Source organism: Pseudomonas sp. MWU13-2862 (genome assembly GCF_023242495.1).
In the GTDB taxonomy this organism is placed as follows: domain Bacteria; phylum Pseudomonadota; class Gammaproteobacteria; order Pseudomonadales; family Pseudomonadaceae; genus Aquipseudomonas; species Aquipseudomonas gingeri_D.
The window spans coordinates 201,944-219,909 of sequence record NZ_JALMEZ010000013.1 but is presented as its reverse complement, the minus strand read 5'-3'; the positions used below and the strand labels follow the sequence as shown (position 1 = coordinate 219,909).

21 protein-coding genes are annotated in these 17,966 nt (G+C 62.6%); 9 read left to right on the top strand and 12 right to left on the bottom strand.

The genetic code is table 11. The features are described 5' to 3' along the window. The first annotated feature begins 150 nt into the window (after positions 1-150). Positions 151-1,083 carry a LysR family transcriptional regulator gene (locus M5C56_RS23320; RefSeq protein ID WP_103498690.1) on the top strand — a complete coding sequence of 311 codons (933 nt, stop codon included), beginning with the start codon at positions 151-153 and terminating at the stop codon, positions 1,081-1,083. Here the strand turns inward: M5C56_RS23320 and M5C56_RS23315 are convergent. Genes M5C56_RS23315 through M5C56_RS23305 form a run of 3 tightly spaced genes read right to left on the bottom strand, consistent with a single transcriptional unit; the run spans position 1,077 to position 2,931 of the window. Continuing rightward, positions 1,077-1,610, bottom strand: a complete 534-nt coding sequence (locus M5C56_RS23315; RefSeq protein WP_103498689.1) for a DUF2937 family protein — start codon at positions 1,608-1,610, stop codon at positions 1,077-1,079. The genes M5C56_RS23320 and M5C56_RS23315 overlap by 7 nt on opposite strands. Positions 1,611-1,621: 11 nt before the next feature. Then, complete coding sequence (locus tag M5C56_RS23310) at positions 1,622-2,398, bottom strand: class II glutamine amidotransferase (RefSeq protein WP_103498688.1); 777 nt, start codon at positions 2,396-2,398, stop codon at positions 1,622-1,624. Positions 2,399-2,430: 32 nt separating this feature from the next. Beyond that, positions 2,431-2,931, bottom strand: coding sequence for an MFS transporter (locus M5C56_RS23305; RefSeq protein ID WP_103498687.1), 501 nt, complete (start codon positions 2,929-2,931; stop codon positions 2,431-2,433). An 89-nt stretch (positions 2,932-3,020) separates the two neighbouring features. Between M5C56_RS23305 and M5C56_RS23300 the strand changes: the two genes are divergently transcribed. Further along, positions 3,021-5,072 carry a S9 family peptidase gene (locus tag M5C56_RS23300; RefSeq protein WP_103498686.1) on the top strand — a complete coding sequence of 684 codons (2,052 nt, stop codon included), beginning with the start codon at positions 3,021-3,023 and terminating at the stop codon, positions 5,070-5,072. Positions 5,073-5,163: 91 nt separating this feature from the next. Continuing rightward, the gene (locus M5C56_RS23295; RefSeq protein WP_103498685.1) at positions 5,164-5,637 is read left to right on the top strand and encodes a cyclic nucleotide-binding domain-containing protein; all 474 of its coding nucleotides are present in this window, start codon (positions 5,164-5,166) and stop codon (positions 5,635-5,637) included. Here M5C56_RS23295 and M5C56_RS23290 read toward each other — a convergent pair. Then, positions 5,634-5,933, bottom strand: a complete 300-nt coding sequence (locus tag M5C56_RS23290) for a hypothetical protein (RefSeq protein WP_103498684.1) — start codon at positions 5,931-5,933, stop codon at positions 5,634-5,636. The genes M5C56_RS23295 and M5C56_RS23290 overlap by 4 nt on opposite strands. Positions 5,934-6,015: 82 nt before the next feature. Here M5C56_RS23290 and M5C56_RS23285 point away from each other — a divergent pair, with 82 nt between their 5' ends. Both M5C56_RS23285 and M5C56_RS23280 read left to right on the top strand, forming a co-directional pair. After that, positions 6,016-6,702 carry a hypothetical protein gene (locus M5C56_RS23285; protein ID WP_103498683.1) on the top strand — a complete coding sequence of 229 codons (687 nt, stop codon included), beginning with the start codon at positions 6,016-6,018 and terminating at the stop codon, positions 6,700-6,702. Between the two features lie 50 nt (positions 6,703-6,752). After that, complete coding sequence (locus tag M5C56_RS23280) at positions 6,753-7,127, top strand: YajD family HNH nuclease (protein ID WP_103498682.1); 375 nt, start codon at positions 6,753-6,755, stop codon at positions 7,125-7,127. A 3-nt stretch (positions 7,128-7,130) separates the two neighbouring features. On the opposite strand, the gene M5C56_RS23275 is transcribed toward M5C56_RS23280, so the two are convergent. Further along, positions 7,131-9,056 (bottom strand): methyl-accepting chemotaxis protein, encoded by a 1,926-nt coding sequence (locus M5C56_RS23275; protein WP_103498681.1) that lies wholly within the window; start codon positions 9,054-9,056, stop codon positions 7,131-7,133. Between the two features lie 213 nt (positions 9,057-9,269). Here M5C56_RS23275 and M5C56_RS23270 point away from each other — a divergent pair, with 213 nt between their 5' ends. Further along, positions 9,270-10,199, top strand: coding sequence for an HD-GYP domain-containing protein (locus tag M5C56_RS23270; RefSeq protein ID WP_103498680.1), 930 nt, complete (start codon positions 9,270-9,272; stop codon positions 10,197-10,199). 12 nt (positions 10,200-10,211) lie between these two features. Here the strand turns inward: M5C56_RS23270 and M5C56_RS23265 are convergent, their stop codons facing one another. Then, the gene (locus M5C56_RS23265; protein WP_103498679.1) at positions 10,212-10,913 is read right to left on the bottom strand and encodes a glutathione binding-like protein; all 702 of its coding nucleotides are present in this window, start codon (positions 10,911-10,913) and stop codon (positions 10,212-10,214) included. Positions 10,914-10,934: 21 nt separating this feature from the next. Beyond that, positions 10,935-11,516 (bottom strand): TetR/AcrR family transcriptional regulator, encoded by a 582-nt coding sequence (locus M5C56_RS23260; RefSeq protein WP_103498678.1) that lies wholly within the window; start codon positions 11,514-11,516, stop codon positions 10,935-10,937. 126 nt (positions 11,517-11,642) lie between these two features. Between M5C56_RS23260 and M5C56_RS23255 the strand changes: the two genes are divergently transcribed. Both M5C56_RS23255 and M5C56_RS23250 read left to right on the top strand, forming a co-directional pair. Next, complete coding sequence (locus M5C56_RS23255; RefSeq protein ID WP_103498677.1) at positions 11,643-12,350, top strand: glutathione S-transferase C-terminal domain-containing protein; 708 nt, start codon at positions 11,643-11,645, stop codon at positions 12,348-12,350. A 48-nt stretch (positions 12,351-12,398) separates the two neighbouring features. Continuing rightward, on the top strand, positions 12,399-12,866 hold the full coding sequence (locus tag M5C56_RS23250; protein WP_007926908.1) for an RNA methyltransferase: 468 nt from the start codon (positions 12,399-12,401) through the stop codon (positions 12,864-12,866). Between the two features lie 3 nt (positions 12,867-12,869). On the opposite strand, the gene M5C56_RS23245 is transcribed toward M5C56_RS23250, so the two are convergent. Together M5C56_RS23245 and M5C56_RS23240 are read right to left on the bottom strand one after the other, a co-directional pair. Beyond that, on the bottom strand, positions 12,870-14,108 hold the full coding sequence (locus tag M5C56_RS23245) for a hypothetical protein (protein ID WP_103498676.1): 1,239 nt from the start codon (positions 14,106-14,108) through the stop codon (positions 12,870-12,872). 24 nt (positions 14,109-14,132) lie between these two features. Next, positions 14,133-14,582 carry a YcgN family cysteine cluster protein gene (locus tag M5C56_RS23240; protein WP_103498675.1) on the bottom strand — a complete coding sequence of 150 codons (450 nt, stop codon included), beginning with the start codon at positions 14,580-14,582 and terminating at the stop codon, positions 14,133-14,135. Positions 14,583-14,737: 155 nt separating this feature from the next. Here M5C56_RS23240 and M5C56_RS23235 point away from each other — a divergent pair, with 155 nt between their 5' ends. Then, positions 14,738-15,331 carry a nitroreductase family protein gene (locus M5C56_RS23235; RefSeq protein WP_103498674.1) on the top strand — a complete coding sequence of 198 codons (594 nt, stop codon included), beginning with the start codon at positions 14,738-14,740 and terminating at the stop codon, positions 15,329-15,331. A 133-nt stretch (positions 15,332-15,464) separates the two neighbouring features. On the opposite strand, the gene M5C56_RS23230 is transcribed toward M5C56_RS23235, so the two are convergent. From M5C56_RS23230 to rnd, 3 genes are all read right to left on the bottom strand, one after another. Beyond that, entirely contained in the window at positions 15,465-16,397 is a 933-nt protein-coding gene (locus M5C56_RS23230; RefSeq protein ID WP_103498673.1) for a D-2-hydroxyacid dehydrogenase, read from the bottom strand. Between the two features lie 126 nt (positions 16,398-16,523). Continuing rightward, positions 16,524-16,817: a YcgL domain-containing protein gene (locus M5C56_RS23225; protein WP_103498672.1), complete on the bottom strand. Its 294-nt coding sequence runs from the start codon at positions 16,815-16,817 to the stop codon at positions 16,524-16,526. Further along, positions 16,814-17,947, bottom strand: a complete 1,134-nt coding sequence (rnd, locus tag M5C56_RS23220; protein ID WP_103498671.1) for a ribonuclease D — start codon at positions 17,945-17,947, stop codon at positions 16,814-16,816. The genes M5C56_RS23225 and rnd overlap by 4 nt, the downstream gene beginning before the upstream one ends. Positions 17,948-17,966: the final 19 nt, after the last annotated feature.

Here is a 17,966-nt window from a genome sequence, read left to right as displayed (position 1 = left end):
TTCTCCGCATAAAACTTATTGGTATTGTTCTGGCGACCAGCGGGGCATAGGCTTATCGTGCTTGACCGGTCGAAGGTCATTTTTCGTTGGCCGTGCCCTCTGCGTCCAACTAATTAAAGTCCTGCCCTGGCATAAGAAAAAGTTGATTGCATGAACCTCAAATTTCTCGAGACCTTCGTCTGGGTAGCACGACTGAAGAGCTTTCGCCTGACGGCGGACAAGCTCTTCACCACCCAGGCGTCCATTTCCAGCCGTATCGCGGTGCTCGAAGGTGAGCTCGGGGTGAAGCTGTTCCTGCGCGATTCACGCGGCGTCAGCCTGACTCCCGAAGGGCTCAAGGTGCTCGACTATGCCGAGCAGATGATGGACACCATGCAGGCCCTCAAGCATGCCATCGAGATCAGTTCGACCAAGGTCGGGCGCCTGCGCATCGGGGTGATGGACACGGTCATCCATACCTGGCTCAGCCCGTTGGTGGCGCAGATGTCGGATCGTTTTCCACTGGTGGAAATCGAGCTGGTGGCCGATACCGCGCTGAACCTCTGCGATCAGCTGCAAAAAGGCTTTCTCGACCTGGTGCTGCAAACCGACCTGTTGCGCCAGGAATCGATTCGCAGCCTGAAGCTGATCAGCCACCCGATGGGCTGGGTGGTGGCCAGCAACTCGATCTATAACCGCGAATACGCAAGCCTGGCCGAGATCGCCCGGGAGCGCATCGTGACCTTCTCGAAAAACTCGCGGCCGCATCAGGAAATCCTCGGCCTGATGCAGGTCCATGGCGTGCCGACGCCGCGGCTGAACTGCGTCAACTCGGTGTCGGCGATTACCCGGCTATTGCGTGATGGTTTCGGTATCGGCGCCCTGCCGTCGGTGCTGGTGCGCGAAGAGCTGATGCGCGGCGAGTTGACCTTGCTGGCCTTGGACGTCCGCCCGCCGAACCTGGAAGTGGTGGTGTCCTGGCGGGTCGGCGTGGAGTTGGTGGAGGAGATTGTCGCGCTGTGCCAGGAGGTCTTGCACAGCTATGCGGACAAGATGGGCGAGCAGTATGTGGTCCTGAGCAAGCCCGCCCTCCCCGGTCAATAACCTCGTTCGCGCCGCGCCAGGCGTTCACGCTGGCGCTTGCCGCCCAGCACCACCCAATCCACCAGGCGGAAGAAGCCTTCGATCACGAACGAGAACAACAGCGCCGCACCCATCGCCCAGCCGATCGCCTCGGGCGACAGCAGGACCTGGTAGGTGTAGCCCTGCAAGGTTTCCTGGCGGATATCCGGATCGGCCGCATACGCCACCTGCAACGCGCGTTTGTACCAGGGCCCCTGCATCGCCTGGAACTGGTCGTCCAGCAGGCGCTGACGAGTGAGCAAGTTGCCGAGGCTGTCGGCATCGCTGCGGAACACCGGATCGTCACTGGCACGATAATGCGCCACCAGGGCCTGCAGATCACCGTTGAAGAACTGCTCGGCGGTCTTCTGGAAACCCTGGAGGTTGGTCTGCGCTTCAATCAGGTGTGCTTCGACCCGCTTGGCGTAGTCATTGATAAAACCCGGTACCTGGACACCGATCAACAGCCCCAGGGTAAACAGAATCAGCCGCAGGTAACTCAACCACATAACGGACTTCCTTATTCGGTTTGGCCCTGGCTGACGCATTCACCGCGTCGCCACAGACTCCATTGGCCCGGTTCGTAGCGGGTCCAGGTTTCGTTTTCGGTCAAAGGTTCGGTGGCGATCACCGTCACCACGTCATTGGGCGTGGTTTCGGCCTGGAAGTCGACGATCACATCGACATCCTTCAACCGTGCCGGCCCGAACGGCGCGCGCCGGGTGATTTGCGCCAACTTGGTCGAGCAATAGCAGAACAGCCAGTCACCGTCGCTGAGCAGGCAGTTGAACACGCCCTTAGCGCGATATTCGGCACAAGCCTGGACCAGGGACGGCAGCAGTACTTCGATGTCCACCGGCTCCGGAAAGGCCTGGCGCACGCGGTTGAGCAGGTCGCAGAAGGCCGCTTCGCTGTCGGTATCGCCTACCGGACGATAAAAGCTGGTCGGCGGCTGGAAGTCCGCCAACTGGCCATTATGGGCGAAACACCAGTTGCGGCCCCACAGTTCACGGACAAAGGGATGGGTATTGGACAGGCAGACCTTGCCGACATTGGCCTGGCGGATATGCCCGATCACCACTTCGCTCTTGATCGGGTAACGCTGCACCAGGTTCGCGACCTCGGACTCGCAGCTCGCCGCCGGGTCCTGGAACAGCCGCAAGCCACGGCCTTCGTAGAAGGCGATGCCCCAGCCGTCACGATGGGGGCCGGTACGCCCCCCACGCTGCATCAGGCCGGTAAAGCTGAAAACGATATCGGTCGGTACATTGGCGCTCATGCCCAACAATTCACACATGCTCGGACTCTCGCTTCAATGCAGTGACGCGCTTACAGACGCGGTTCGACCCGCGGGCGACCATTGCCACCGGTCGGCGGCTGACGGCCAAAACGCTCGTTGCGCTCGGCCGCGGTGAACGGTTGATCGTCTTCCTCGGGCTCGGTCGTCGGGACAGTGCCAGCCGCAACGGGCTGCGGACGACGGGCCTTGATGGAGCGCTCGATGGGCCAGCGGATCAGCGCGAAGAGCAGATAGACGCCCACGGCGATCATCAGGTACATGAACAGATCGGAAACCGCGCGCCAGGCGTTGTTGCCGACCTTGAACATCAGGTCCAGGGCTGTAATGGCCACCGCCGGGGCGAACTTTTCCTTCACCGGGTCGATAATGGTCGGACTGAACAGCAGCACCGCCATCACCACGCGCAGCGGCTCGCGCAGCCAGCGCCAGATCCAGCGGGTCAGGCGAAACCACACCAACAAGCAGCCCAAGGCGGCGAAGGCGTAGCAGCCCCAGGCGATCAAATAGTCGTTCTCGGTCATGGTGTCCATGGCAAGGCTGGCAAGTAGACGCTTATGATAACGGCTTTTCGCCGGTCCGGCTGCCCCGCCGTCAGCGATCAGCCAACAGAGAGTTGCCCATGTCCTTCGATAGCAACGTCAACAGCGCCCCGATTGCCCGCCGCGACGCGGGCGCGGACCCTTACGCCTGGTTGCAGGAACGCGACAGCGATGCCGTGCTCGACTACCTCAAGGCCGAAAACAGCTACCAGGAAGCGCAACTGGCCGATCAAGGCAAACTGCGCGAAAGCCTGTTCGAGGAGATCAAGGCGCGGATTCTCGAAACCGACCTGTCCCTGCCCTCGCCCTGGGGACCGTTCCTGTACTACACCCGCACCACCGCCGGCGACGAATACCCGCGGCATTACCGCTGCCCGCGTCCGGCCGATGACAGCCTGACGGTGGATGAAAGCGCCGAAACCCTGCTGCTCGACCCCAACGTACTGGCCAAGGGCGGCTTCTTCTCCCTCGGTGCCTTCAGCGTCAGCCCGGATCACCAACGCCTGGCCTACAGCCTCGACACCAGCGGCGAAGAAGTCTATCGCCTGTACGTCAAGGAGCTCGACAGCGGCGCGGTCAGCGAACTGCCGTTCGAGGACTGCGATGGCAGCATGACTTGGGCCAACGACAGCCAGACGCTGTTTTTTGCCGAACTGGACGACACCCATCGGCCCCACAAGCTGTACCGCCACCGCCTCGGCGACAGCACGGCCGAGGAAGTCCTGCACGAAGCCGACGGGCGCTTCTTCCTGCACTGCTACCGCAGCAGTTCCGAACGCCAACTGGTAGTGCTGCTCAACAGCAAGACCACCAGCGAAGCCTGGGCCCTGGACGCCGATACCCCGACCCAGGCCTTTACCTGCCTGGCGCCACGGGTCGAAGGCCACGAATACTTCGTCGACCACGGCCAGCACCAGGAACAGTGGAGCTGGTTTATCCGCAGCAACCAGGACGGCATCAACTTCGCCCTGTTTCATGCCCCGGACCACGGTGTGCCGGGCCGCGACGACTGGCAATTACTGGTGCCCCACGACGACCAGGTGATGCTCGAAGGCCTGACCCTGAACGCCTCGGCCCTGTGCCTGAGCCTGCGTGAAGGTGGCTTGCCGATCATCGAGGTGCGCCCACAGGGCCTGCCGAGCTATCGCGTGCAACTGCCGGATGCCGCCTACAGCCTCTACGTACAGGACAGCCTGGAATTCACCAGCCAGACCATCCGCCTGCGTTACGAGGCCCTCAATCGGCCGGCCCAGATCCGCCAACTGACCCTGGCCAGCGGCGAACAGAGCGTCCTCAAGCAGACCCCGGTGCTGGGCGATTTCGACCCCGATGCCTACGTCAGCCAACGCCTCTGGGCCACGGCCGCGGACGGCACCCAGGTGCCCATCAGCCTGGTGGTCAAGCGCGAACTGCAAGGCCAGGCCACCCCGCTCTATCTCTACGGCTACGGCGCCTACGGCGAAAGCCTCGATCCGTGGTTTTCCCACGCCCGCCTGAGCCTGCTGGAGCGCGGCATGGCCTTCGCCATCGCCCATGTGCGCGGCGGCGGCGAACTGGGCGAAGCCTGGTACCGCGCCGGCAAGCAGGCGCACAAACAGAACACTTTCGACGACTTTATCGCCTGCGCCGAGCACCTGATCGCCGAAGGCCTGACCACCTCGAAACAACTGGCCATCAGCGGCGGCAGTGCCGGCGGCCTGTTGATCGGTGCCGTGCTCAACCAGCGCCCGGAGCTGTTCCAGGCCGCCATCGCCGAAGTGCCGTTCGTCGATGTGCTGAACACCATGCTCGACCCGGACCTGCCACTGACCGTCACCGAATATGACGAGTGGGGCAACCCCGAGGAGCCCGAGGTGTACGCGCGGATCAAGGCCTACGCACCGTATGAAAACGTCCGCGCCCAGGCCTACCCGGCCGCCCTGGTGATCGCCGGCTACAACGACAGTCGCGTGCAATACTGGGAAGCGGCCAAGTGGGTGGCGAAACTGCGCGCCACGAAAACCGACGAGCATCTACTCTTGCTCAAGACCGAACTGGACGCTGGCCATGGTGGCATGAGCGGTCGTTACCAGGGATTACGTGACGTAGCCCTCGAATACGCCTTCGTGTTCAAGGTTCTCGGCCTGGTCTGAGGAACTCTGCCCGGCACCCTTGTCTTAACCCTGGGCCGCCGGGCTTTAATGCCCGCACAGAACAACAGGCAACAAGAAAAGACCGTGAGCCATGTCAGAACCGACCTTACTGAATAACGAAATCCGCGACATGCTGATGGACAGCGGTTTGTTCGCCAGCCTGCTGCCGGCGGATTGCCTCGCCGCTGCCGGCTATTTCAGCATCAGCAGCGTCGCCAAGGGCGAAGCCATCTTCAATGAGGGGGATGCCGGGACCTTCATGTGCATCATTCACTACGGCAGCGTGAATGTGCAGAAGAGCAACACCGAGGGTCAACCGGTGGTGATCGCCACCCTGCGCGCCGGTAGAGCCTTTGGTGAGATGGCGGTGCTCGATGGCGAGCGGCGCTCGGCCAGTTGCGTGGCCGCCAGTGATTGCCAGTTGCTCAACCTGGGCAAGGATTCCCTGGAAAAGATGCTCAACGATGCGCCGAAGATCGCCGCCAAGATCATCCGTGCCATCGCCATTGCGCTGTCCAGGCGACTGCGCATGGCGGACGGCCAACTGCTCTCGCAACAGATCTAGCTGGAGGTCTCCTTCGCCTTATCCGTCTTGTCGCTTTTATCGTTCTTGTCCGTCTTGTCGTTCTGTTCCGGGCCCGGCTGGGTCTGGTCCTTGGGCGGCTGCGGCAACTCGATGCTGGGCAGCGGCTCGCCGGGTTTTGGCGGTGTGCGCGGGGTGATCTGCGGGGACGGCGTCGGGGTCGCCGTGCTCGGCGCTCCCGGTTTCGGCGTGACCGGTACCGGCGAGAGATCCTCGGCCCGTACCGTGGTAATGGTGAGCGCGGTCAATGCAATGACCGCTACAATAGCGCGTTTCATCAATGGCTCCGTTGCCAGACTTCTCTGTCTGCCATCAGGCTACTCGCAACGCGGCTATTTTGCCCCTCCCAATGAGATTTCCATGAAACGTTTCGTTCTGCTGGACACCGCTCCGATTCCTGAAAACGGCGGTGCCCTGTGCCTGTTCGAGTATGGCGAAGACTTCGTGATCAAGATCCAGGGCGGTGACGGCGGGCAATTGATGAACACCCGCATGCACGGCTCCGAAGATGCCCTGGCGGAAATTCCCTGCCGCAAGGTCGCCGGCCGGCCGCAATCGCGGGTGCTGATCGGCGGCCTCGGCATGGGCTTCACCCTGGCCGCGGCCCTCAAGCACCTGGGCAAGACCGCCGAAGTCGTGGTCGCGGAACTGGTGCCCGGCGTCGTCGAATGGAACCGCGGTCCGCTGGGGGAAAAAGCCGGCCGGCCGCTGGATGACCCGCGCACGGTGATCCGCCTGGAAGACGTGGCCAAGGTCCTGCAGGCCGAGCCCAACGGCTTTGATGCGATCATGCTCGATGTCGACAACGGCCCCGAAGGCCTGACCCAGAGGGCCAACAGCTGGCTCTACTCCACCGGTGGCCTGAGTGCCTGTGCCAAGGCCCTGCGGCCCAAGGGCGTGCTGGCGGTGTGGTCGGCCAGCGCCGACAGCCACTTCAGCGACAAGCTGCGCAAGGCCGGCTTCAAGGCCGAGGAGGTCCAGGTCTATGCCCACGGCAACAAGGGCACGCGCCACACCATCTGGATCGCCGAGAAGCTCAAGAACTGAGCTAAACTTTGCCGCATAACCGTCATTAACCTATTCGACAAGGTGAACCCATGAGTTCGGCCAACCCTCCCTCCCATACCGCCAAGCTGGACCGCATCCTGGCCGATGCGAAACGCGATAAAGAGATGGGCTATCGCGACAAGGCGCTGAAGATGTATCCGCACGTGTGTGGTCGCTGCGCCCGTGAATTTTCCGGCAAGCGCCTGAGCGAGCTTACCGTGCACCACCGCGACCACAACCATGACAACAACCCGCAGGACGGTTCCAACTGGGAACTGCTGTGCCTGTTCTGCCATGACAACGAGCACTCGCGCTACACCGACCAGCAATACTTCGGCGACGGCTCCCTGAGCAGCCCGAAGATCGCCAAGGCCACCCACAACCCGTTCGCGGCGCTGGCCGGGTTGATGAAGAAAGACGAGTAAAAGCTACACCGTGAATCGCTGAACCAGCACGTTCAGGTCACCCCCCAGGCGCGACAGTTCGAGGCTCGCCGTCGCCGTGCGGGCACTTGACTGCGCCGATTCGTCGGCGATATCGCGGACACGCGCCAGATTGCCGCTGATCTGTTCGCAGGCGCGGGTTTGCTGATCGGCAGCCGTGGCAATCTGTGAGTTCATCGACTGGATCAACGACGCCGACTGGCGAATTTCACTGAGCACGCCACCGGCCTCACGGGCCAGGACCACACTGGAAAGGCTCATGTCCTGGCTCTGGCGCATGATCGCAGTAGCCTGTTCGGTACCGCCATGCAGGGCCGCGATCAACCCCTCGATTTCCTCGGTGGAACGCTGGGTACGCTGGGCCAGCGCCCGCACCTCATCGGCCACCACTGCAAAGCCCCGCCCGGCGTCACCTGCGCGAGCCGCTTCGATGGCGGCGTTGAGGGCCAGTAGATTGGTCTGCTCCGCCACCTCGCGGATCACCCCGAACACCCCGCCGATACGTTCACCGTCTTCACGCAGACGCTCCATCGCCAGGGCGGAACGATCGACGTTGAGTACCAGGGCTTCAAAGTGCTCGATCGCCTGGGTCACCACGCGGTTGCCCTCGACGCTGCGCCGCTCTGCCGCCTGCGCCGCCTCCGAGGCCTGCTGGGCGTTACGGGCGATATGCTGGGCACTGTCGACCATTTCACCCATGGCGCCGGCAACCTCTTCGGTCTGCTGGCGCTGCTGCGAGACTCCCGCGCTGCTATGGGCGGTGATCGTCGACAAGCCTTCGGCGGCCTGGGTCAGTTGACGCGTGCCTGCGCCGATGCTGCCGATCAGTTGGCGCAGGTGCCCGGCCATTTCCCGCATGGCCGTCATCATCTGCCCCAGTTCGTCACGCCGATGGCTTTCCAGGTTACCGGTCAGGTCGCCCGAGGCGATCTGCCGGGCCAGGGTCAGGGTCCGCTTGAGCGGCGGAACGATCTGCCGGGTCATGGCCCAGGCCGACAGCAAGCCCAGCAACAGCGCCAACCCGCCCGCCAGCAACAGCTCGCTACGGGCCATCCGTACATCGTGAGCGCGTCCCTGTAGTTGCAGTTGATAGACCGCCGCGCTCAGTTGCTGCAAGTCCCCCGCCTGCGCCAGCATCGCCTGCTTGGCCTGCTGGCTCTTGAGCACGCTGGCGCTGAAGTCCACGACCCGATCCTGGTAGATCACCGCCGCCTGCAACGCGCCCAGCAAGGGTGTCTGTAAAGCATCACCGGGCAGTTGCCCGTACAAGTCGTTGCCCTGCACGCGAATGCGGTCGGCCATCTGCGAAACGCGCAACTGCGCCTCGGGTTGTGGATCGGCGATATACAAACGCACCTGATCGCGCAATTGCGCCATCAGCCATTGCAGCTCGGCCACCGCCTGCGCCTGATCGATGGTGACCGCCGGATCGCTGCGCATCTGCTGGAAGAGTTGGGTACGCAAACGCGTCAACTGCTCGGCGATAGTCTCCATCACCGGCACCATGGCCTTCTCCGCCTCCCGGGCCTGGCGCCGGGCCGCGACGAACTCGGCAAAACTCTGTTGATAGGCCCGGGCCACCTCGCGGATACGTGTGAGAGTCGTCTGTGCGTCGGTTTCCAGGCTCATCTGCAACTTGTCGACACCGGCATACAACGCCTGCATCTGCCCGGCATAGGCGTCGACCGCCGCGCTTTGCCCGGTGCGGTCGAATTCGTTTTCCTGCAGGCGCACGGCGGCGATCTGGGTGTCCAGCGAGACACTGTCCACCAACGCCTCGCTGCGCATTGTCAGTTGCCCGATGCTGTACCAGGCAATCGCACTCAGCAGCGCCGTGAGCAGCAACACGATGCCAAACCCCAGGGTCAACTTGCGACGTACCGAAGCGCCCATCAACCAGTCAGCGACCATAACGAACTCTCCTGTGAAGCCGTCAACCGGCGAGGCAATGCGCCAAATGCCTTGAGGCACGTCGAGATGCCAGGCATTCTAAATCGAACGATCTAAAACACAAGGCCAAGATTTTTTCAAACGTTTGTAATTTAAAGCCCTATACCTTCTCAACAGGGCAAAGTACCAGTGTATGCGACTTCCTCCTTTATTCCTGTACCGAGAGCGTCTTCGATGAAACTGAACCAACTGATTCAAAATCTGCTGGGCGCCCGCCAACCGGCGCAGGTTTCGCGTCCGGAACAGGAGTTGTTGTCGAGCCTGTTGGTGATGGCCTGGGTGGTGGAGGCGCGTGATCCCTATACCGGCGGACATCTGTGGCGAGTGGCGCAGTTTTGCGAGTTGCTGGCGAAAAAAGCCGGCTTCGCGGTGGAGGAAGTGGCGCGGATCGCCTTGGGCGGCTTTGTCCATGACCTGGGCAAGGTTGGTATTCCCGACGCTGTGCTGCGCAAGCCCGGCCCCTTGAGCGACGAGGAGTACGCCGTGATCAAGACCCACCCCGAAATCGGCTTCAGGCTGCTGCATGCCCACCCCCTGGCCACGCTGGTGGAAGACGCCGTGCGCCTGCACCACGAGATGCCGGATGGCCGGGGTTATCCCCTGGGGCTCAAGGCCGGCGAGATTCCGCACCTGGCGAGCATCGTCGGCATCTGCGACGCCTTTGATGCCATGACCAGCACCCGCCCCTATCGTGCGGGCATGCCGCAGGCACAGGCATTGCAGATCATCGGCAAGAACCTGGGGAGCCAGTTCGATGCGCACTTCGGCGCCTTGTTTATCGAGTTGGGGGAGTCGGGTGTCTTGAGCCCGATCATCGGCCATACCGACCAGGGCATTCCCCTGCGGCACTGCGGCATGTGCGGGCCGACGGTAGTACTCAAACGCGCGCACCGCGCAGGCGACCATGTGTTCTGCGGCAATTGCGGCGCCGACTATTTGCTGCTGCAGAAGACGCCGGACAGCGTGCTGGAGCTGGAGGCCACCGGCACCTCTGGCAGTGCGAAAGACCTCAGCCCCGAGGCCGATGTCGAATTGATCGAGCGCCTGGTGCAACACCAATTCGTCCCGGTGCTGCGCGAGCAAGCGAGCTCTCGCCCGCACTAACCGGGTTGAGCCTCAGGCGGCCGGGCCCTTGGCGGTCTGGCCGAAGAGGATTTTCTTGCCGTCTTCCGTCTCCGTGGCACGCCGCGAATACGGCTCCCCCCGGGCATAGGCGCGCAATGTCGCCGGACGTTGTTCGATAGCGTGGAGCCAGCGACTCAGATCCGGGAAATCCTCGATATTCTGTTGCTGACGCTGCCACGGCGCTACCCAGGGATAGCAGGCCATGTCGGCGATCGAATAATGCTCGCCAGCAATGAACTCACGCCCTTGCAACCGACGGTCGAGCACACCGTAGAGACGGTTGGTCTCATTGACATAACGGTTGATGGCGTAGGGTATTTTTTCCGGCGCATACAGCCCGAAATGGTGATTCTGCCCGGCCATCGGCCCCAGGCCGCCCATCTGCCAGAACAGCCACTCGGTCACGGTCTTGCGCCCACGCACATCGGCGGGCAGGAACTGCCCGGTCTTTTCCGCCAGGTACAGCAGGATCGCCCCCGACTCGAACACCGTGATCGGCTCGCCGTCATCGGCGGGCGCGGTGTCGATGATCGCCGGCATGCGGTTGTTCGGCGAAAACGCCAGGAACTCCGGCTTGAACTGGTCGCCGGCGCCGATATCCACGGGATGGATACGGTACTCAAGACCCGCCTCCTCCAGGAACATTGTGATCTTGTGGCCGTTTGGCGTAGCCCAGTAGTAGAGCTCAATCATGCGATTCCCCTCGTAGACGCACTATTTCAATAACCCAAAGACCGGTCGCACCAGCCCTTCCAGCAATTCCCGTTCCGGCCTTGAGCGGGCCAGCACCCGCAGTCCCATCAGCACCGCCAGGCACATACGCGCCAGATCCTCCGCCGGCTGTGACGCATTGATGCTGCCCTGGGCCTGGCCGGCACTGATACAGCGCCGGAAAAAGCTCTCCATCCCCTCCTGGACCTTGGCCAGTACCGCCTTGAACTCCGGATCGTGGGGCGCCACCTCAAGGGCCGCGTTGACAATAAAACAGCCCTTGTGCTCGGGATCGCTCAGGGACAGTTCGATGATCTCGTTGAAAAACGTCTGGATGGCTTCGCGGGGCGGCAGTTGCTGCTCCAGGCGTACGGAACGCTCGCAGAAGCCGCGCGTGATGTAATGATCGAGGGCCAGGCCGAAGAGCGCGCGCTTGTCACCGAAGGCGTTGTACAGGCTGGCCCCGGTAATCCCCATGGCCAGCGCCAGATCCCGTACGGAGGTGGCCTCGTAGCCACGGGCCCAGAAGCAGCGGATCGCCGCCTCCATTGCCCTGGCCTCGTCAAATTCTCTTGGTCGCGCCATAACTCACACATGGATTCAAATTGAAGTAGCGCAGATATTCGTTGAAACAAACGACGATTGCCACGCGCCAGCGTTTCGTCCTATTTTATAACACTCGATCCAAAACATCTGCCAGGACCTTTCGACATGATCCGTTTCTTTTTCCACCCGACGCCCAATCCGGCCAAAGTCGCCCTGTTTCTTGAAGAAACGGTGCTGCCCTACGAGCTGGTTCCGGTCGATACCAGCAAGGGCGAGCAGCACAGCCCGGAGTTCCTGGCAATCAATCCCAACGGCAAGGTTCCGGCAATCCTCGATACCGAAGGCCCGAACGGCCGCGAAGTCCGGGTGTTCGACTCGAACGCGATCCTGCTGTACCTGAGTGAAAAGACCGGACTGCTCGGCGGTGAACCCGGCGATCGGGGCGAACTGCTGTCGTGGATGATGTTTATCGGCACGGGCCTGGGACCATTTTCCGGCCAGGCGGTGCACTTCCAGCACTCGGCCCCGGAAAGCATCCCTTACGCCATCAATCGTTATCGCCGTGAAGCCGAGCGGCACTACCGGGTACTTGACCGGCATCTGGCCGGGCGCAGCTATATCGTCGGTGACAGCTATACGATTGCCGATATCTCGGCCTGGGGCTGGATCGATAGGGCTGCCCGCGTGCTCAAAGGCGAAGAATCGCCATTGGCGGCCTACCCCCATCTGTCGGCCTGGTTCCAGCGCATCGACGCGCGGCCAGCCGTGGCCCGCGCCCGCCAAGTGGGCAAGAGCCACGCCTTCAAGCAAGTCAACGACGAGCAAACCCGACGGGCGCTGTTCCCTTCGAACTATCCCGACACCACGAGCTGACGGAGATGCCGGTATAATCGCGTCTTTTTCCTGGAAGGCACCCGGCTCGTGGCAAACAAAAGGTACAGCTGCATTGGTTTGTATAACCCCAAGTCACCGGAGAACGTCGGCTCGGTGATGCGTGCGGCTGGCTGCTACGGCGTGGCTTCGGTGTTCTACACCGGCAAACGCTACGAGCGGGCGCGGGACTTTGTCACCGACACCAAGAAAGTCCATCAGGACATTCCGCTGATCGGCATCGACGACCTGAAGAAAATCCTGCCCCTGGGCTGCGTGCCGGTGGCCGTCGAACTGGTAGAAGGTGCGCGCTCGTTGCCCGAATACACCCATCCGGATCGGGCGCTGTATATCTTCGGCCCGGAAGACGGCTCGCTGGACAAGGACATCCGCGACTGGTGCGAAGACGTGGTGTATATCCCGACCACCGGTTGCATGAACCTGGCGGCGACGGTCAATGTGGTGCTGTACGACCGCCTGGCCAAGGGTAACAACACCCGTTCCGGTCCGAAGTTCTAGGTTTTACTTCAACAGCCCGCTCGCCAGCACCTTTGACGGCTCACCCATCACGCTTTCGCACAGCTGGATAAATTCCTCGGTGCTGACGGTATCCAGGCGCATCGCCGCCCGGCTGACATCATCGAGGGAACGCTTGCCATCGGTCTGCTGGCGAATCTCGCGGTCCAGCGCCTGCAACAGCAACACCGCCCGTGCCACCGTCGCCCTGTCCACCTGCTCACCCCGCAATGTGCCGACCTTGCGACTGAGCCGGGTCAAACGCACCTGCAACGCCTGGTAACGCTCCTCGCTCATCCCACCGGCACGGCGCAACAACTCGATCGCGTAATACTGAGCCAGGCCTTCGCCGACCCAGTCACTGTGTTGGCTGTCATTGATCCGCCCGAACACGTGAACCAGCTCGCGCACCAAGGCACTGTCCCCGGACTCGCTGATCAGCGGGGCGGTGCTGTGCAGGTAGATCGAATCGCGGCCCGCCTGGCTGCCATGGGCCATCGACTCCCCGGCCCCGACCACCAGCAACTTTCCGGGATTGCGCGGAAACACTTCCTGCAGCTTGGGCCAGACGAAGGTCAACAGCGTCAGCACATCCATGCGCCGCATGCCTTCGCCCCGAGGCGCCGCGACCGTGACATCGGTTTCACCCAGGCGGCTCCGCCGGCTGCCCAGGTCGCCGGCCAGTATCCAGCCGACCGGCCGGTCGAACAGGCGTGAAACGTTGTCGATACGAAAGCGCTGCTTGCCGATACGCGGCCAGGTGGTCTCGACGCTTTTCCAACCGCCGGGCAATTCGAATTCCAGGCGCGAGACCAGTTCGATGCCGTCGTGCTGATCCAGATGGGCCGGCGGTACCAGGTCCTCGCCTCGCAACAGTGCCCAGGTCGGCGTCATCCGCGTCTCGAACGTGCCGTTGCTACGTGGATGGTTGAGACTGACCCGATAGCTCAGGCTGGCCTTGCCCGATGCCGGATGCCAGACACCACGGCGGCTGTCCGGCGTAGACCCGGAGCTCAGTTGCCACTGCCCGTCGGCCATGAAGTCACTGTAGTAACCCTGGTTGCCGAGATCGAAATCCAGGCTGCGCACCGCCGAACCCTGCGCCAGGGTCAGGCGCACCTCAGCCTGGTCGCTCTGGGGCAACAGGCGCACCCGATAGTCCAGGTCGACTTTTTTCCCGGCCCAACCCAGCCCGCTGAACACCATCAGCAGCAGGAACGCCGGCAGCCTGCAAGGTAACGACATGGAGTTCCTCGGGGTTGGCGGACATCAGCCGGCGCGGAAAATCAGATGATCTTCCCAGTCCTCTTCCGGCACGCTGCCTTCGGCAAGCATGCGCCCGGACTGGGAAATCCGCTCGTGGTGCACCGCGTCGCGGTCACCGCAGACCAGATGGTGCCAGAGCGGCAGGTCCTTGCCTTCGCTGACCAGGCGATAACCACAGGTCGGCGGCAACCACTTGAACTGGTCGGCCTGGCCCGGGGTGAGCTGGATACAGTCCGGCACCGAGTCGCGACGCTTGGCGTAGTCGGTGCACTGGCAGGTTTTCAGGTCCAGGAGCTTGCAGGCAATGCGCGTGTAATAGACGCTGTTGTCGTCTTCGTCCTCGAGCTTTTGCAGACAGCACAGACCGCAACCGTCGCACAGCGACTCCCATTCCTCCTGATCGAGGTGCTCGAGGGTCTTGCGTTTCCAGAAGGGTTCGACTTTCGCGGCCATGGTTCAGACATCTGCATCGGGGAGTGAAAAGGCCGCCAGTCTAGTGCGCCAAGCCTTTGCGGCCAAGCGTCGGCGACTATCGGTTGAACAAGGCTTGTCAGGCCGCCTGCGGCGCAGTAGCTTTCTCGCTAATTTTCCCCAGTCAGGACTGTGCCATGAGCATCAACCCACGCATCGCCGATCACCCGATCGATCCCCAGTTCACCCAGCGCTGGTCGCCGCGCGCCTTTACCGGCGAGAGCATCCCGGAACAAACCCTGCTGAGCTTTTTCGAAGCGGCCCGCTGGGCGCCTTCGGCCTATAACTCGCAACCTTGGCGCTTTCTCTACGCCCGCCGCGACACGCCGAACTGGGAACGTTTCCTTGGCCTGCTGAACGAATTCAACCGTGGTTGGGCGCAACACGCCTCGGCCCTGGTGATCGTGATTTCGAAAACCACCTTCACCGCTCCCGGCGCCAGCGAAGAAACCCCGGCGCTGTGGCACACCTTCGACACCGGCTCGGCCTGGGGCCATCTGGCGTTGCAAGCCAGCAACAGCGGCTGGCACAGCCACGGCATGGCCGGCTTCGATCAGGAACTGACCCGCCGCGAGCTGAAGATTCCAGAAGGTTATGCACTGCATGCGGCAGTGGCCATCGGCAAGCTGGGCGACAAGGCGAGCCTGCCGGATTACCTGCAGGCCCGCGAAACCCCAAGCCCACGCCAGCCGCTGAGCACGCTGGTGGCTGAAGGCGATTTCAGCCTGTAACCCTCGCAGTTCCGCTCCACCGCGGACTGTAGGAGCAGGGCTTGCCCGCGAAGCTTTTAGCGATCTTGAAGGCCCCTTCGCTGGCCGGCCATGCTCCTACAAGGTGCCTGGCCAGCCCTGCAAACCGGGACCATCAATACCCGCGCTCGAAATCCACTTCCCCGCGCAACGCTTCCCCGGCCTGATAGGCCCGCAGGTTTTCGACAAACAACTGCACCATCATCCCCGGCGAAGTCGGTGCCGAACTGTGCCCGGTCAACAACAACCCCCAGGCCGTCCAGAACGGATGACGCTGCGGTAAAGGCTCCTGCCGGCAGACATCGATCACCGCCCCCGCCAGATGCCCTTCCTTCAAAGCCTCCACCAGGTCCGCATCGACCACCGCCACGCCGCGCCCGACGTTGATAAACAGGCCGGTAGGCTTGAAGCGCTTGAACAACGCCGCATCGTACAGATCATGGGTATTGGGCGTGTTCGGCAACAGGTTGATCACATAGTCCACCTTGCCAACCCACTCACCCAGGGCTTCGAGCGCCGCCACCTCGATAAACGGTGCCTGCTCCCGCGCGGTACTGGCAATACCATACAACTCGACCCCAAAGGGTTGCAGGAACTGCGCAACGCTCTGGCCGATATCTCCGGCGCCGACAATCAGCACCTTGCGCCCCGCCAGGCTCTGGCCCATGCGGTTGTCCCACTTGCGCTCGACCTGGCTGACCAGGCGGGCCAGGACCTCACGCTCATGCCCCAGCATATAGGTCAGCACATACTCGGCCATCACCTGGCCAAAAATCCCCACCGCACGAGTCAGTCGGTAGTTCCGTGGCAGGCCCTCGGCCAGCAACGGGGTGACACCGGCCCAGGTCGATTGCAACCACTGGGGGGAGTGCCCCTGACGCAGCAGGGTCGCCAACAGGTCCGGCTGCCCCAGCCAGACCGGGCAATCGGCCGCCATGCTCGACAGCGTGGCCGAATCGCTGCTGGTCATGACTTCAAGTTCCGGGGCCATCTGCTGCAGCAAGCTGGCATAGAGGGCGTGGTCGTGTTCGGCAATCAGAACGCGCATGGTTCAAACCTTTCAAAAACAGTGCAGGCAGCCGCCGACGGAGTTCGCTCCATCGTCATCGGCCACTGCCAGAAAATACAGTCCATTTGAGTCGAGCACTCCGGACAGAGCACTCAGAGATGTCCGTCAGATCGGATCATTGCGCCGCAACAGCTCTTCGGGCAAATGTTCGATGTATTCGTCTTCGGCCGGCGGCATCTGCAGGTGATAGCCCTGCTTCTCGAGGTTCTCCAGCACCTGGTGGATATCTTCGCGCGACAGCGTGCGCTCGGGTGTCAGGACCAGGTCGAAGGCATGATGCGGTTTACCGAAGGCCAGCAGCAGATTTTCCGGAACGCGCTCCAGAGCATCGCTCTTGAGCACGTAGAGGTACATCTCGTTGCGGCGCGGGCTTCTGTAGATGGAGCAAATACGTTTCAAGGCTGTTCTCCGGCAGTGGCCAGGCTGTCGAGCAGCGCCTGGCCCATCAACTCGCGGCGCCAGCCACGCAGCGAATCGGGCAATTGGTAAGGTCCATGGGGAAAGCCGCTCTTGATCAGCGCTTCCAGGGTTTTCTTGCGCAGCATCAATTCCGGCGCAACGCCCAGGCGTTCGGCTTCGGCCTGACCGAGGGCACGCAGACGCTTGACCAGCGCCGAGGCTTCGATCGGCAAGGGCTCGGGCACCGCCGGTGGCCATTGGTCCATCGGCGCGCTACCGGCCTGCTTGATCAGCTCCAGCAGGAACTCGCCATCCTGGCGCACGGTACGCGGGTGCATGTCCTCGATGCGGGCCAGGGCCACCAGGTTGTCCGGCTGGCTCTTGGCCAACGGCCACAAGGAGTGCTCGCGGATGATCCGGTTACGCGGCAGATCGCGGGCGCGGGCTTCGCGTTCGCGCCAGGCGCACAGCTCGCGCAGCACGACCAATTGCGCACGGGACAGCTTCCAGGCCAGCTTCGCCTCGCGATAGACCTCGTAGGGGTCGACCTCGCGACGCAGGTTGGCCACCAGTTCCGCGCCGTCTTCCAGGACCCAGGCGTACTTGTCGTCCGACAGCTTCGGGCGCAGGCGGGTGTAGACCTCGGCCAGGTGCACGGCGTCTTCGGCGGCGTAGCTGACCTGGGTTTCCGACAGCGGACGCTGCAACCAGTCCGAACGGGTCTCACCCTTGGGCAGCTCGATACCCAGGACTTCCTGCACCAGGCGCGAATAGCCCATGGAAAAACCGAGGTTCAGGTAGGCGGCGGCAAGCTGGGTGTCGAACAGCGGCACCGGCAGGCTACCGGTCAGGCGCAACAGCACTTCGAGGTCTTCACTGCAGGCGTGCACGACCTTGACCACGGCCGGGTCTTCGAGCAACGCCGCCAGGGGCTGCCACTGGTCGATGGTCAGGGGGTCGATCAGGTAGGCACGCTCGCCGTCACCGATCTGGATCAGTCCGGCAATCGGATAAAAGGTGTCGACCCGCATGAATTCGGTGTCGAGGGCTACAAAGGGTAACTGTTGCCATTGGGCGCAATGCCGACCGAGGCTATCGTTGTCGCGAATCCAGTGAATATCGATGGCCACACGGCTCTCCCTTGAAGAA

Excerpts from the sequence above, each read along its gene's own strand:
- M5C56_RS23320 (WP_103498690.1), top strand. The coding sequence starts at position 151 with ATGAACCTCAAATTTCTCGAGACCTTCGTCTGGGTAGCACGACTGAAG.
- M5C56_RS23315 (WP_103498689.1), bottom strand. The coding sequence starts at position 1,610 with ATGTGGTTGAGTTACCTGCGGCTGATTCTGTTTACCCTGGGGCTGTTG.
- M5C56_RS23310 (WP_103498688.1), bottom strand. The coding sequence starts at position 2,398 with ATGTGTGAATTGTTGGGCATGAGCGCCAATGTACCGACCGATATCGTT.
- M5C56_RS23305 (WP_103498687.1), bottom strand. The coding sequence starts at position 2,931 with ATGGACACCATGACCGAGAACGACTATTTGATCGCCTGGGGCTGCTAC.
- M5C56_RS23300 (WP_103498686.1), top strand. The coding sequence starts at position 3,021 with ATGTCCTTCGATAGCAACGTCAACAGCGCCCCGATTGCCCGCCGCGAC.
- M5C56_RS23295 (WP_103498685.1), top strand. The coding sequence starts at position 5,164 with ATGTCAGAACCGACCTTACTGAATAACGAAATCCGCGACATGCTGATG.
- M5C56_RS23290 (WP_103498684.1), bottom strand. The coding sequence starts at position 5,933 with ATGAAACGCGCTATTGTAGCGGTCATTGCATTGACCGCGCTCACCATT.
- M5C56_RS23285 (WP_103498683.1), top strand. The coding sequence starts at position 6,016 with ATGAAACGTTTCGTTCTGCTGGACACCGCTCCGATTCCTGAAAACGGC.
- M5C56_RS23280 (WP_103498682.1), top strand. The coding sequence starts at position 6,753 with ATGAGTTCGGCCAACCCTCCCTCCCATACCGCCAAGCTGGACCGCATC.
- M5C56_RS23275 (WP_103498681.1), bottom strand. The coding sequence starts at position 9,056 with ATGGTCGCTGACTGGTTGATGGGCGCTTCGGTACGTCGCAAGTTGACC.
- M5C56_RS23270 (WP_103498680.1), top strand. The coding sequence starts at position 9,270 with ATGAAACTGAACCAACTGATTCAAAATCTGCTGGGCGCCCGCCAACCG.
- M5C56_RS23265 (WP_103498679.1), bottom strand. The coding sequence starts at position 10,913 with ATGATTGAGCTCTACTACTGGGCTACGCCAAACGGCCACAAGATCACA.
- M5C56_RS23260 (WP_103498678.1), bottom strand. The coding sequence starts at position 11,516 with ATGGCGCGACCAAGAGAATTTGACGAGGCCAGGGCAATGGAGGCGGCG.
- M5C56_RS23255 (WP_103498677.1), top strand. The coding sequence starts at position 11,643 with ATGATCCGTTTCTTTTTCCACCCGACGCCCAATCCGGCCAAAGTCGCC.
- M5C56_RS23245 (WP_103498676.1), bottom strand. The coding sequence starts at position 14,108 with ATGTCGTTACCTTGCAGGCTGCCGGCGTTCCTGCTGCTGATGGTGTTC.
- M5C56_RS23240 (WP_103498675.1), bottom strand. The coding sequence starts at position 14,582 with ATGGCCGCGAAAGTCGAACCCTTCTGGAAACGCAAGACCCTCGAGCAC.
- M5C56_RS23235 (WP_103498674.1), top strand. The coding sequence starts at position 14,738 with ATGAGCATCAACCCACGCATCGCCGATCACCCGATCGATCCCCAGTTC.
- M5C56_RS23230 (WP_103498673.1), bottom strand. The coding sequence starts at position 16,397 with ATGCGCGTTCTGATTGCCGAACACGACCACGCCCTCTATGCCAGCTTG.